The following is a 13901-nucleotide window of genomic DNA, read 5'->3' as shown; positions in this document are numbered from 1 at the left end:
GGGCGCCAGGCACCCTATGCTGCTGTCCAGTTCCTTCCCCAGGTTCCGGACATGTCTCCTGCTGCGCTCACTGACACCCTGTCGCTCGAGAACGAGCAGCTATCGGTCCGGTTGCGGCCGGGCCAGGGGGCGAAACTGTGTTCCCTCCTCGACCGCCGGACGGGCCGGGACTGGCTGATCCCCAGCCAGCTGCCAGGTGGCGTCTACCTCCAGCCCACCTGCGGCGATGACTTCAGCCGCTTTGACACCTCGGGCTTTGATGACTGCTTCCCCACCGTATCTGCCTGCAAGGCCCCGGGGATGGACATCCAGTGGCCCGATCACGGGGAACTCTGGAGCCGCCCCTGGGAGGTGACGCGAGAGGGTGCAAGCCTGCTGGCGCGGATCGACGGACAAGCCTGGCCCTACACCTTCAGCCGTCGGGTTTCCCTGGAGGGCGACACCCTCTGCCTGGACTACACCCTGGATAACCGCGCGGACCGTCCCTTCCCGAACCTCTGGAGTGCTCATCCCCTGCTGAAGGTGAGCCCGGGAATGAAGCTGTGGCTGCCGGGCTCGCCAGGGTCAGCCTTCCTGAACGCGCCATCGGACCCTGCCTTCGGAAGCCACGGCGAGGCGCGTCCATGGCCCGAGTTGCTCCCCGGGGTGGATTTCTCCACGGTTCAACCCCGGAGCCTTGGCCGGGCCGTGAAGGTCTTCTTTCCGCGGGTGCAGGAAGGCACCTGCGGGATTCTCGAGCCTCAGAGTGGAGAGGCGCTGACCTTCACCTGGAATCAGGCGGAGCTGCCCCATCTGGGCCTCTGGCTGTGCTATGGGGGGTGGCCCGACGATGGCCGCCCCGGCCACCTCACGGTGGCCTTGGAACCCTGCACGGGCCTGCCGGACCGCCTGGACGAGGCGGCGGAAGGGGGCACCTGCCTCATGCTGCCGCCTGGAGGGCGAGCTGCCTGGAGCCTGCGTCTCCGATCACATCACCTCCATTCACGGTCCTAACCCTAGCGAGGCCCCATGAGTAGCATCCCGAGCATCCATCTAGGCCCCGTCGACTGGACGATCCTGGTTCTCTACTTTTCCTTCGTGGTGGGCATCGGCGTGGTGCTGAAGCGCGGCATGAAGAGCTCGACGGATTTCTTCCTGTCGGGTCGCGCCATCCCGGCCTGGATCGCGGGCCTGGCCTTCCTCAGCGCCAACCTGGGTGCCCAGGAGGTCATGGGCATGGCGGCCTCGGGCGCCAAATACGGCATGATGACCGCCCACTTCTACTGGGTGGGGGCGGTGCCGGCCATGGTGTTCGTGGGCGTCTTCATGATGCCCTTCTACTACGGCTCCAAGGCCCGCAGCGTGCCGGAGTACCTGAAGCTGCGCTTCGATGAAAAGACGCGCACCTTCAACGCCTTCAGCTTCGCCATCATGACGGTCTTCTCCAGCGGCATCTCGATGTATGCCATGGCCAAGCTGCTGAACCTGCTCCTGGGCTGGAACTTCAACATGAGCCTCTGGATCAGCGCCGCCATCGTGCTGGCCTACATCTTCCTGGGCGGGCTCACCTCGGCCATCTACAACGAGGTGATGCAGTTCTTCCTCATCGTGCTGGGCTTCGCGCCCCTGGTCTTCCTGGGCCTGCGCGACTGCGGCGGCTGGTCGGGCCTGGTGCAGCGCCTGCACCTCGTGGCCAGTCAGAGCCACAACCTGCAGGGCCAGGCCTACGCGCCCGGTGCCTGGGTGAGCGCCTGGAAGCACATGGGCACGCCGGGGGCCAACCCCATGGGCGTGGAGTGGTTCGGCATGGCCATGGGCCTGGGCTTCGTGCTCTCCTTCGGCTACTGGTGCACGGACTTCCTCGTGGTGCAGCGCGCCATGGTGGCCGAGAACGAGACGGCCGCCCGCAAGGTGCCCCTCATCGCCGCCGTGCCCAAGATGCTCTTCCCCTTCCTGGTGATCCTGCCGGGCATGATCGCCATCGGCCTCACCTACAAGGCGGGCCAGAGCGGCTTCGCGCTGCCCGTGAAGGGCAACGCCTTCGACTACGACATGACCATCCCCCTCATGCTCAAGCACTACTTCCCCACGGGCCTGCTGGGCCTGGGGCTCACGGCGCTCATGGCCTCCTTCATGAGCGGCATGGCGGGCAATGTCACGGCCTTCAACACCGTATGGACCTACGACATCTACCAGAGCCACATTGCGAAGGACAAGAGCGACAGCCACTACCTCTGGATGGGCCGCATGGCCACGGTGGGCGGCATCCTGCTCTCGATCCTCACGGCCTACATGGCGGTCCACTTCAACAACATCATGGACATGCTGCAGCTCATCTTCGCGTTCGTGAACGCGCCGTTGTTCGCCACCTTCCTCTTGGGCATGTTCTGGAAGCGCACCACGGGCCATGGCGCCTTCTTCGGTTTGCTCTCGGGCACCGCAGCCGCGGCGCTGCACCATGGTCTCAGTATCCCGGTGGGGGCGGAGAGCCTCTTCAAGGGCGGCTGGCTGGGCCATGTGCTGCACGTCTACCCCAGCGAGATGGCCCAGAACTTCTGGACGGCCATCTGGTCCTGGAGTACCTGCTTCCTGGTGACGATCCTGATCAGCCTGCTGACCCCGCGCACCAAGAGCGATGGCGACCTGCGCGGCCTGGTCTACAGCCTCACGGAGCGTCATGACGAGGGGCACCTGCCCTGGTACCAGCGCCCCATCTACCTGGGCGCCCTCATCCTCGCCGCGGCCCTCGTTCTCAACATCCTGTTCGCCTGAGGGGCAGCCATGACCTTCGACCTGCGTCTTCCCATCGGCCTGCTCTTCAGCCTGCTGGGCCTCCTGCTGAGCGTCTTCGGGCTGCTGACCCCCGCCGAGCTGTACCGCACCTCCCTGGGCCTCAACATGAACCTCTGGTGGGGCCTCGTCATCCTGGCCTTCGGCGCCGTCATGCTGACCTTCGCGCTCCGGGCCCGGCGCGCCGCCTCCGCAGGAGGTCGCCCGTGACCGGAGCAGAGCAGTACCAGCGCATCCGTCGCGCGTTCAAAGGCACCTTCGGCGAGCCGGGGCTCGTGGTGCGGGGGCCGGGTCGCGTGAACCTCATCGGGGAGCACACCGACTTCAACCTGGGCTTCGTGCTGCCGGCCGCCGTGGACAAGGCCATCTGGCTGGCCCTGCGGCCCCGGACTGACGACCTCTGCCGCTTCCACGCGGTGGATCTCAACGCCTCGTGCGAGGTTCGCACTTCCGAGCGGGCGTCGTCAGATCTGCGCTGGCCGAACTACCTGCTGGGGGTTTACTCGGAGATGGCGGCGGATGGACGGTTCCCCCGGGGCGTGGACTGCGTCTTCGGTGGGGATGTGCCCATCGGCAGCGGCATGTCCTCCTCGGCGGCCCTGGAATGCGGCTTCGCCTTCGGCCTCAACGAGCTCTTCCAACTGGGCTATGACCGTCTGGAACTGGCGCAGTTGGGTCAGCGGGCGGAGAACCGCTTCGTGGGCGTGAACTGCGGCATCATGGATCAGTTCGCTTCCGTTTTGGGCCGTGATCAGCGCCTGATCCGCCTGGACTGCCGCGATCTCAGCCATGCCTTCATTCCCTTTGAGGATCCGGGACTGGTCCTGGTTCTCTGCGACACGCGGGTCCGCCGTTCCCTGGCCGCAGGCGGCGAATACAACGCGCGGCGAGCCCAGTGCGAGGCGGGTGTCGCCCACCTTCAGGCCCGGCATCCCGAGGTGCAGAGCCTGCGCGATGCCAGCCTCGATCTGCTGGAGACTCAGCGGGATGAGATGGATCCCAGCGTCTTCCAGCGCTGCGCCTACATTGTGAAAGAGAACCAGCGGGTGCTGGACGCCTGTGATTCCTTGAGCCGCGGGGATTACGAAGCCTTCGGACAGCGGATGAACGAAAGCCATGCGGGCCTACGCGATGGGTACGAAGTGTCCTGCCCGGAACTGGATGTGCTGGCTGAGCGGGCTCAGGCCCTTCCAGGCGTGCTCGGCAGCCGCATGATGGGAGCCGGTTTCGGCGGCTGCACCATCAACCTTGTCCGTGAGGCTGAGCTGGAGCGCTTCGAGGCCGAGATGGCCAAGGCCTACCGGCAGGACCTGAAGCGCGAACCCCTCATTCATGTCTGCCGCCTCACGGGTGGCACTGAGATTGTCGAAGCAGGAGCCCTCCTTGTTTGATCGTTCCCATCGGCGTCTGAACCTCCTGACCGGGGAATATGTCCTGGTCAGTCCGCATCGCACCCAGCGGCCCTGGCAGGGCAAGGTCGAGCGCGTGGAAGAAGCCCTGCGCCCTCCTTACGATCCGGGCTGCTACCTCTGTCCGGGCAACGCCCGGGCTGGCGGCCATCGCAACCCGCCCTACGAAAGCACCTTCGTCTTTGATAATGATTTCGCGGCCCTTTCACCCAAAGGGGAAGCCACCCAGCCCTCGTCCTCGGGGGGCCTGCTGCAGGCCGAACCGGTGAGCGGCCTCTGCAAGGTGCTCTGCTTCAGTCCGCGTCACGACCTGAGCCTGCCCGAGATGAGTCTGCCCGAGTTGGAGTCGGTGCTGGAGGCCTGGACGGCGGAAAGCCGCGAGTTGGGTGCTCGCCCCGACATCCAGTGCGTGCAGGTCTTCGAGAACAAGGGCGAGCTCATGGGCTGCTCGAACCCCCATCCGCACAGCCAGATCTGGGCCACGGAGCACCTGCCCAACGAATCGGCCAAGGAACTGCTCCAGCAGCGCGCCCATTTCGCCAGGCACGGACGGCCGCTGCTGATGGATGTTCTGGATGAGGAGCTGCGGCAGGGAGAGCGCATCGTGGTGGCGAACGAGGGCTTTGTGGCCCTGGTGCCCTTCTGGGCCCAGTGGCCCTTCGAGACCCTGGTGCTGCCGAGGAAGCCGCTGCGCACCCTGCTCGATCTGGACGCCCGGGATCGCCACCTGCTGGCCGACCTGATCAAGCGGCTCACCACCCGCTATGACAACCTCTTCGAGATCAGCTTCCCCTACAGCATGGGCTTCCACCAGGCGCCCTTCGATGGAGAGGCCCACGAGGAGTGGCTGCTGCACATGCACTTCTACCCGCCCCTGCTGCGCAGCGCCACGGTGCGGAAGTACATGGTCGGGTTTGAAATGCTGGGCATGCCCGGTCGTGACATCACGCCGGAGCTGGCGGCAGCGCGGCTCCGCGAGATGTCCGAGATCCACTACAAGCAGATCCGCTGAACTCACCTGTGGAAGGATCCACCATGTCCCTGCGCTGCGTCTCGATTGCGATGGTCACGCTCCTGCTCGGAGCCGGTGAACCGCAGCCCGTGGCCCTCCACACCGCTCACACGACGCTGTTTCTGCAACAGGATGAGCAAGTCCGCCTCCGCTACTTCGGCCCGCGTCTCGCGGATGGGGATCTGAGCGCCCTGGCCCTGGGTGAGGGCGCCTTCCATGTGGCCTATGGGGACAAGAATCCCTTCGGCGGACTGGCGGTCACCCATGATGACGGCGACCCCACGCTGGATCTCGTCTGCACGGGCAGGGCCTCGGCGCAAGAAGGCGCAGGCAAGAGCCTCACAACACTGACCTACAAGGATCGGGTTCATCCCTTTGAGTTGACCGTGTTCATTCGCACACACGCGGAATCGGACACCTTTGAGACCTGGACTCGCATCCGCCATGAGGAGAAGGGCGCCCTCACCCTGCATCGCGCCGACTCGGCCGCGATGCTCTTCGAGCACATGCCGGACACCGCCTGGCTCACATCCTTCCCCTCGGCTTGGGCCTCCGAAGGCCAGTGCTCTGAAACGGCCCTAGGGACTGAGCGCGGCGTGACCCTGGAGAATCGGGGTGGCGTGCGGGGTGCCTTCGGGGCGAACCCTTCCTTCATGCTGTCGCTCGACGGGCGCCCCTCGGAAACCAGCGGCCGCGTGATCGCGGGAGCCCTGGCCTGGAGCGGTGCCTGGCACATCACCCTTCGCCGCGAGGTCTCTGGCCGCCTCTCTCTGGAAGCGGGCCTCAACGCCGCGAACCTTCAATACCACCTGAAACCGGGCATCCCCTTTGAGACACCACACTTCCTGTTTACCTACAGCGCCTGCGGCAAGGGTCAGGCCAGCCGCAACCTGCACCGGTGGGCCCGGACCTCTGGCCTGCGCGATGGTCATGCCCTGCGGCCCATCCTTCTCAACAGCTGGGAGGGAGCCTACTTCAACTTCAACGAGGAACGCCTGCTCAAGATGATGGATGGCGTGAAGGCCATGGGCGGCGAGATGTTCGTGCTGGATGATGGCTGGTTCGGCAACGGGCCCTTTGCGCGCGATGACGACAAGCGGGGCCTGGGTGACTGGCAGGTGAATGCCAAGAAGCTTCCACGGGGGCTGGCCTTCCTGGCCAAGGAGGCCGAGGCGCGGGGCCTGAAGTTCGGGCTTTGGGTGGAGCCTGAGATGGCCAACACAGAAAGCCAGTTGGTGAAAGATCATCCGGATTGGGTGCTACAGACCCATGGGCGGCCCCTCAACAAGGGCCGGGGCGGCTCCCAGGTGGTGCTGGATCTCTGCAATCCCAAGGTGCAGGATTTCATCGTGGGCTTCCTGGACAGGCTGCTGAGCGACACGCCTGGCATCGCCTACATCAAGTGGGATGCCAATGCCGACTTCCTGAACCTGGGATCGACCTACCTCGGGGCCAAGGACCAGAGTCATCTCTGGGTGGAGTACACCCGCGGTTTGTACGCTGTGCTGAGCCGCATCCAGGCCAAGCATCCGGGGGTTCAGTTCAAGGACTGCGCCTCGGGAGGCGGCCGCATGGACTACGGGAACCTGGCCTATGCGCATGAATTCTGGACCAGTGACAACACCGACGCGCTCGAACGCCTGTTCATCCAATGGAGTGCCAGCCACATTTATCCCGCCAACGCCATGGCTTCCCATGTGACCGTGGTGCCGAATCACCAGACAGGCCGGACGGTGCCCCTGAAGTTCCGCTTTGATGTGGCCATGGGCGGCCGCCTGGGCTTTGAGCTGGATCCCGCCAAGATGAGCGCGGAAGATGTGGCTTTCAGCAAAGCTGCGGTGGCAGCCTACAAGGGCATCCGACCCGTCGTTCAACAGGGGGATCTCTTCCGGCTGCTCTCTCCCTTCGAGGGACCCTACGCGGCACTGATGCACGTGACGGAGAACCGATCCCGCGCCGTGGTGTTTGGCTATTGCCTCCGCAACCTCCAGGGCCAAGACTTGACGGAGTTGCGGCTCCAGGGCCTGGATCCGGCGGCGCACTACCGGATCGGCGAACTCAATTCCCTGCCTAAGCGATCACACAGTTCCTGGGATGGGAAGTCCTTCACGGGCCAGACCCTCATGCAGCTGGGGCTTCCCCTGACGCTGGACCACGAGTACGACTCCGCCGTGTTCGAGCTGGTGCGGGTGGATTGATGGAGTCTGAACCTTTCGGCCCTGATGCCGAAAGCAGGACGAGTACGACGAGATTGAATCGGGAGCACCCATGACCAGACATGTCCTCATCACCGGCGGCGCCGGTTTCATTGGCAGCCATACGGTGGACCTGCTTATTCGCGAAGGCTACGCCGTGACCGTGCTGGACAGCCTGGAAAAGGGGCACCGCTCGGTGGTGCACCCGCAGGCGACCTTCGTCCAAGGCGATTGTGGCGACGCAGCTCTGCTGGATGAGGTCTTCGCCGAGCGGGCCGTGGATGCGGTACTCCACTTCGCCGCCTACATCGAGGCGGGCGAATCCATGCAGCAGCCAGAGCGCTTCTTCGTGAACAACACGGCCCGCCCGCTGGTGCTGCTGGATGCGATGCTCCGGGCGGGCGTGAAGCGGTTTGTGTTCAGCTCCACCGCAGCGACCTACGGTGAGCCCCAGTACACGCCCATCGACGAGGCTCATCCGCAGCAGCCGACCAACGCCTACGGCTACGCCAAGCTGCTGGTGGAGGGCGCCCTCGACTGGATGCACCGGCTGCGGGGACTGAGCTACGCGGCCCTGCGCTACTTCAACGCCGCCGGGTGCTCGGAGCGCCTGGGGGAGGATCACCACCCGGAGACCCACCTCATCCCCCTCATCCTCGATGTGGCGGCAGGGCGCAGAGCCTCCATCAAGCTCTTCGGCGAAGACTACCCGACGCCCGATGGCACCTGCATCCGCGACTACATCCACGTGGAAGATCTGGCCAGCGCCCACCTGCTGGCCCTTCGCGCCCTGGAGCAGGGCGAAGGCCAGGCATCCCCGCTCATCTACAACCTGGGCAATGGCCAGGGCTACTCGGTGCGCGAGGTCGTCGAAGTGGCGCGGAAGGTCACGGGCCACCCCATTCCCGTGGAAGCCGAGCCCCGCCGGGCGGGCGACCCGGCGGTGCTGGTGGCCTCCAGCGACAAGATCCGCCGGGAGCTGGGCTGGGTGCCACGGCATCCCAGCCTGGAAGCCATTGTGCAGAGCGCATGGGACTGGCGGCGCCAGCATCCCGAGGGCTACGCCGACTGAGGGGCATCCGCGGGACGCCCCCCAGCCAGCTCTCATTTACGAAGCCGGTTCCTCGGTGTGCGGGCGGCCCACCCACGCATAGAAACTGGGCAGGGCCAGCAGGGTGAAGAGGGTGCTGGTGATGAGGCCGCCCACCATGACGATGGCGAGGGGCCGCTCCAGCTCACTGCCTCCCAGGCCCAGCAGCATGGGCATCAGGCCCAGGATGGCACTGCCTGCGGTCATGAGCTTGGGGCGCACCCGGCCGAGGCTGGCCTCCTTCAGCGCCTCTTCAAAGGGCAGACCCGCGACCATGAGCTGCTTGGCCTGGGAAATGAGCACGAGGCTGTTCTGCACGGCCACGCCGAAGAGGCCGATCATTCCCACGATGGAGCTGATGTTCCAGGTCTCCCCCGCCAGCCAGAGGGCGAAGAGGCCGCCCGCGAACGCATCGGGTAGGGTGAGCACCACCACCATGACCTCGCGCCAGCGGCGCAGAGCCATGTAGAGCAGCCCCACCACCAGGATCAGGGCTGCGCCGATGGCGAGCCGCAACCGCTGCTGGGTGTCCCGGGCCTCTTCGATCTTGCCGCCCAGCTTCACCACCGTGCCCTTGGGCAGATCGAACCCTTTCAGAGCCTGCTCGAGGCGCTTCGCGGTGCCGCCCAGATCTCCGTCGGTGCGGATGTTCAGGGCCAGGCGCCGCTGAGCGGCCTCGCGGCGGATCAGGCTGGGGGTGCTGGCCTCCTGGAAGTGGGCCACCTGGCCCAGGTCCACCACGCGGCCATCTCCCAGCACCAGGGGCAGGCGCTTGAGGGATTCGGGGCTGGTGCGGCCATCGTCGGGGAAGCGCACCACCCGCTCGATGCGCTGCGGGCCGACGAAGCGGGGCGCCGTTTCCTGGCCCTGCAGGGCCGCCTTCAGCGTCTTCGCGATGAGGGTGCGGGGCACGTCGAGGCGGCGCAGGGCGTCCTCGTCGGGCACCACGGTCCATTTCGGCAGGGCGCCCGCCCCTTCCGGCGTGAGGGAGGCCACCCCCGGCACCTTGGCCAGGGCTTCCTGGAGGGTCGGCAGCCGCGCCTGGAGCGCCGCCAGGTCGGGATGGAAGAGCTTCACCTGGATGTCGGCGGGCGTGCCGCCGATGCCCTCGGCGATGCGCATCTGCATGGGGGTGGTCAGCTCCACGGGAAAGGGCAGATCCTCGATGCGCTCAGCCACATCCTTCTGCACCAGCGCGGTCCGCCGGGTGCCGTCCAGCACCACGAGCACATCGGAGATGGTGTGGGGCATGGGGTCTTCGGTGAGTTCGGAACGGCCCGTGCGGCGGTAGACAGAGGCCACGCCGGGCAGGTCCACCAGCTTCTGCTCCAGCTGGAAATTGGCCTCGTCCACGGCGGCGAGGCTGGTTTCCGCGGGCAGGATGCTGTTGAGCAGCAGGGCCCCTTCATCGAGGGTCGGCAGGAAGTTGCTGCCCAGGTTCAGGGCCAGCCACAGGCTGGGAATCGTCAGGCCCAGGGCGAACACCCGCACGAGGGCGCCGTGGGCCATGGCCCAAGTCAGGGCGGGACGGTAGATCCGCTTGAGGGCCTGAACCAATCGGGGTTCCTCGAGGCTGGCGCCAGGAGGAAGGAAGCGCTCCACCAGGGCGGGCACCAGGGTGAAGCTCAGCAGCAGGCTGAGGGTCATGGCACTGGCGATGGCCAGGGCCAGCGGCGCGTAGAGGCGCCCCGCGAGGCCACCCAGGGCCAGCAGCGGGATGAAGACGGCGAGGATCACCAGCACCGCCGTGAGGATGGGCAGGCCCACTTCGGCGGCCGCTCGCGTGAGGGCCGCCTGGCGGGAGGCTCCTGGATCTCGCTGCTCATTCAGGCGGTGCGCCAGGTTCTCCACCATGATGACGGCTGCATCCACCAACAGACCCACGGCGATGGCGAGGCCGCCCAGGGTCATCGCGTTGAGGCCCAGACCCGCAGCTTTCAGGGGGATGGCCGCCCCGAGGGTGGCCAGGGGCAGCACCACGATGACGATGAGGGCCGCCCGCAGGTTGCCGAGGAGCAGCACCAGGACGAGGGCCACGAAGACCCCTCCCAGCAGGAGGGCCAGGGTGACGCCATCCAGGGCGTGATTCACCAGGGTGCCCTGGTCGTACATCAGGGTGAGTTCCATGCCCTGGGGCAGGCTTTGGCGCAGTTCGTCCAGCGCTTGGCGCGTGGCCTTGGCCACGGTCAGGGTTTCCGCTGAGGGCTGGCGCACCACCCGCAGGCTCACATCCTGGTGGCCCTGATGCCGTGCGAGGCCGCGCCGGAAGGCGGCACCCTCGCGGACATCGGCGACATCGCCCAGAAGAATGGCGCCCTGGGGCGTCTTCAGGCGCAGCTGTTTCACGGTTTCGGGTCCGGCGGCCAGGCTGCCCACGGTGATGAACCAACCCTTGTCCTGGATCTCCATGACACCGGCGGCACTGTCCTGATGGCTGCCGTCCAGGGCCTCCAGGATCTGGTCCAGGCTCACGCCCTGCAGGCGCATGCGCTCGGGTTGGACGATGACCTGGAGCTGGCGTTCCTCGCCGCCCAGGCGTTCCACCCGCGCCACGCCGGGTACCGCCTGCAACCGGGGGATCAGCACCTGTTCTGCGTGATCGCGCAACCGAATGGGATCCGCGGCCGGGCCTTCGAGCACGATCTCCATGATTTCCTGCAGCCGCCCCGCCGCGCTGGAAACCAGGGGGGCCCGGGTGCCTTCCGGGAAGCTGCCAAGGATGCCGGCCAGCCGCTCAGCCACCAGCTGCCGGGCCCGCCAGGGATCGGTGTCGCCCTCGAAGGAGACCACGATCTGCACCACTTCTGCTTGTAACGTGCTCACCACGCGCTTGACGCCCGGAAGGCCGCCGAGGGCCTGTTCCACCGGCTGGGCGACGGTGAGTTCCAACTCTGTGGCGGCGCGGCCCGGGCTCTGGATGAGCAGATTGAGGCTGGGCAGGGAGAGGTCCGGGAAGAGATCGCGCTTCAGGGTCAGGAAGCTGGCGAGACCCGCGGCACCCCATAGCAGGGCCAGGGCGAAGACCCAGCCCTTGCGGGGGAGCATCCAGTCGAACCAGCGGCGCATCAGGCTCTGGTGATGGGTTGCTGTGGGCAGGACATTTTCAGTGGTCATGGTCATCCCCTCCGCTCTTGCGCTTGATCTGGAGCGACTTGAGCAGGTAGGCGCCTTCTCCGGCCACGCTTTCGCCGGGCTTCACGCCACTCAGCACCATCACGTCCGTGCCCAGTTCCGGGCCGCGGCGCACGGGCCGGAATTCCGCCGCCTCGCCGACTTTCACGAAGACGCCCCAGGTCCCCTCCACCTGCTGAAGGGCGCTCTGGGGCAACACCACGGAGGTCGCCAACGGCACGCGGACTTCCAGGGGCGTGCCCGGCAGCGGCAGGGTGGCACCCAGCAGGCGCAGGCGGTAGCTCAGTCGGCGCGTGTCGGTGCTGAGGGCCGCGGGTGTGCCCTCCAGGCGTGCCTGCCAGCGCTGGCCGTCACTCTTGCGCACCTCGGTGAGGGTGCCGGGCTGCCAGTCCTGTGGGGCGGGCAGCGGCAGCTCCAGCCGTGCGATGGCCGCGGAAGCCGTCTGGAAGCGGCCCAGTTCCTGGCCCGCTTCGACCCCCTGCCCCAGCTGCACGGTGTAGGCGGTGACCGATCCGCCCCTTGGCGCGCGCAGGCTCAGCATGGCTCCGGCGGCTTCCGGACTGAGGCCTCGGGCTTCCAGGGCCAGGCGGGCGGCGTCCTCCTCGGCCCGGGCCGTGGCGGCTTCGCTGCCCGCGGTCTCCAGCTCTCGACGGGAGCCTGCCTGGGCCTGGAAGAGCCGCTGCTCACGGGCCAGTTCGGCCTCGGTGCGCTCCCGTCGGGCCCGGGCGGACAGCCAGTCCGCCTTGAGCCGGGCCAGCTCCGGGCTCTGGATGGCCAGCAGTACCGTGCCGGGGCTCACGCGCTGTCCGGGTGGCACCCGCACCGCGGAGACGATGCCCTTCACGGGGCTGCTGAGCAGGGCCTGGGCGGATTCATCGCCGATGGCCTCGGCGGGGTACCAGGCGCCCTCGGGCCTGGGCTCGGGCACGACCACGAAGTGGAGGCCCCGGATGTCCTTCAGGGGCAGTCGGGCGTCGGCGGCCTCGTGACCCGTTGCCGCTCCGTGGGACTCCTTGGCTTCAATTGTGGCGGCCTTGCGTCCACAGGCTGTGCTGGCCACCAGCGTCAGGGACAGCAGGGAATGGCGAAGCAAGCGGGTCATGGATTCACTCCTTGCGTGAGGGCTTCGAGCTCGGCGCTGAGCAGGTGGGCCGCCTGGAGGCGCCGGTAGGACGCGGCCTGGGCCTCGAGCAATTGGCGGCGGATGGGCAGGGCCTCGGACGGCCGCTCCCGGCCTTCCTCCAGGCGAAGCTGGATGGCCTTGAGGGCCGAACTGAAGCCAAGAAAAGGAAGGGGCGGCATCGCTTCCTGGGCCCGGGTAAGGGCGGATTGAAAGCGGGCGTCGAGGTTCAGCAGAGCGATGTCTGTTTCGCGAGTGGCGACCTGGAGCGAAGCCTCGGTATCGCGGCGGATGGCCTGGGTTTCCCCAGGGCGCGAAAAGCGGTAGGCCAGGCCGACCTTGCCGATGCGCTCCTCACCTTCCCGGGCATAGCTGCCCCGCAGGCTCCAGCGGCTGGTGGCCAGGGCCTCCTGGTGGCGGAGGGCCTGTTCATCGAGGCTCAGCCGGGTCTGGAGCGCCCGCCTCAGCACCCCGGCCTGAAATCGGGCGGGAAGTTCCGCGACGGGGAGTGCGGACGGCTCCCCGGGATCCGCCAACGGAACGGGCTGGGAAGGCACCTCGGCCAGAGCCTGAAGGGTCGCCCAGACGGCCAACCGCTGGCGCCGGGCCTCGTCCAGATCCGCCAGGGCCCGCAGGGTTTCGCCTTCCACCAGACTCACCTGGAAGGCGGGATCAGCCCCGGCTTCCAGGCGGGCCCGGGCGGCCTTCAGCCAGGTCTGAACCGTGGCGAGATCCGCCTCCCGAAGCTGCAGCTGCCGTTCTGCCAGCCAGGCCTCCAGGTAGGCCTGCCGCAGGCGGAACCGGTCCTCGATGCGGGTGGCTTCCCGCAAGGCGGGATCCGCCTGTCCAAGGGTTGTCTCCAGGCGCTGGCGAACGGCGGGTGACAGGAAGAGAGGCAGGTCCAGGTCCAGAGACTGATCGCTGGTGCTGGAAACTCCGGGTCGCGTGCGGGGGCCCGCGGCCGCGGCCAGGGAAGGACTATCCCGCAGGAAACCGCGACTGGCGCTCAGGGCGCGGTGCCGTTCGGCCAGCAGGGCTTCGGTGCGAAGTTGGCTCGGGCTGGTTCGAGCCCGCTGGAGAATGTCGTCATAAGAAAGAGGCGGAGCCTGGGCCAGGAGCAGGCCGGGCAGAGCCCCCAGAAGGAGGGCACGCATGGGAACCTCGAAAGGACTGG

General features: G+C 67.1%; 10 protein-coding genes. 7 read left to right on the top strand and 3 right to left on the bottom strand.

Annotation, left to right across the window (positions count from 1 at the left end):
- Nucleotides 1-51 precede the first annotated feature (51 nt).
- The 7 genes from Q9293_RS18050 (at nt 52) to galE (ending at nt 8457) form a co-directional block, all read left to right on the top strand.
- Entirely contained in the window at nt 52-993 is a 942-nt protein-coding gene (locus Q9293_RS18050) for a hypothetical protein (protein ID WP_306248922.1), read from the top strand.
- A 15-nt stretch (nt 994-1008) separates the two neighbouring features.
- Nucleotides 1009-2751: a sodium:solute symporter family protein gene (locus tag Q9293_RS18045; protein ID WP_306248920.1), complete on the top strand. Its 1743-nt coding sequence runs from the start codon at nt 1009-1011 to the stop codon at nt 2749-2751.
- Between the two features lie 9 nt (nt 2752-2760).
- Nucleotides 2761-2979 carry a hypothetical protein gene (locus Q9293_RS18040; RefSeq protein WP_306248919.1) on the top strand — a complete coding sequence of 73 codons (219 nt, stop codon included), beginning with the start codon at nt 2761-2763 and terminating at the stop codon, nt 2977-2979.
- Nucleotides 2976-4160 (top strand): galactokinase, encoded by a 1185-nt coding sequence (gene galK / locus Q9293_RS18035; protein WP_306248917.1) that lies wholly within the window; start codon nt 2976-2978, stop codon nt 4158-4160. The genes Q9293_RS18040 and galK overlap by 4 nt, the downstream gene beginning before the upstream one ends.
- Nucleotides 4102-5190: a UDP-glucose--hexose-1-phosphate uridylyltransferase gene (locus Q9293_RS18030; RefSeq protein ID WP_372342169.1), complete on the top strand. Its 1089-nt coding sequence runs from the start codon at nt 4102-4104 to the stop codon at nt 5188-5190. Before galK ends, Q9293_RS18030 begins: the two co-directional genes overlap by 59 nt.
- A 23-nt stretch (nt 5191-5213) precedes the next feature.
- The gene (locus Q9293_RS18025) at nt 5214-7388 is read left to right on the top strand and encodes an alpha-galactosidase (protein WP_306248914.1); all 2175 of its coding nucleotides are present in this window, start codon (nt 5214-5216) and stop codon (nt 7386-7388) included.
- 70 nt (nt 7389-7458) lie between these two features.
- Nucleotides 7459-8457, top strand: a complete 999-nt coding sequence (galE, locus tag Q9293_RS18020; RefSeq protein ID WP_306248912.1) for a UDP-glucose 4-epimerase GalE — start codon at nt 7459-7461, stop codon at nt 8455-8457.
- 36 nt (nt 8458-8493) lie between these two features.
- On the opposite strand, the gene Q9293_RS18015 is transcribed toward galE, so the two are convergent.
- From Q9293_RS18015 to Q9293_RS18005, 3 genes are read right to left on the bottom strand one after another with little or no spacing between them, the layout of a single operon-like run.
- A complete protein-coding gene (locus Q9293_RS18015; RefSeq protein ID WP_306248910.1) occupies nt 8494-11589 on the bottom strand; it encodes an efflux RND transporter permease subunit in 3096 nt (1031 codons plus the stop codon).
- The gene (locus tag Q9293_RS18010; RefSeq protein ID WP_306248908.1) at nt 11579-12709 is read right to left on the bottom strand and encodes an efflux RND transporter periplasmic adaptor subunit; all 1131 of its coding nucleotides are present in this window, start codon (nt 12707-12709) and stop codon (nt 11579-11581) included. Before Q9293_RS18010 ends, Q9293_RS18015 begins: the two co-directional genes overlap by 11 nt.
- Nucleotides 12706-13881 carry a TolC family protein gene (locus tag Q9293_RS18005; RefSeq protein WP_306248906.1) on the bottom strand — a complete coding sequence of 392 codons (1176 nt, stop codon included), beginning with the start codon at nt 13879-13881 and terminating at the stop codon, nt 12706-12708. The genes Q9293_RS18010 and Q9293_RS18005 overlap by 4 nt, the downstream gene beginning before the upstream one ends.
- Nucleotides 13882-13901: the final 20 nt, after the last annotated feature.

It is taken from the genome of Geothrix sp. PMB-07, assembly GCF_030758935.1.
In the GTDB taxonomy this organism is placed as follows: domain Bacteria; phylum Acidobacteriota; class Holophagae; order Holophagales; family Holophagaceae; genus Geothrix.
Note: the sequence above shows the minus strand (reverse complement) of the source record. Positions and strands in the feature narration are given on the sequence as shown.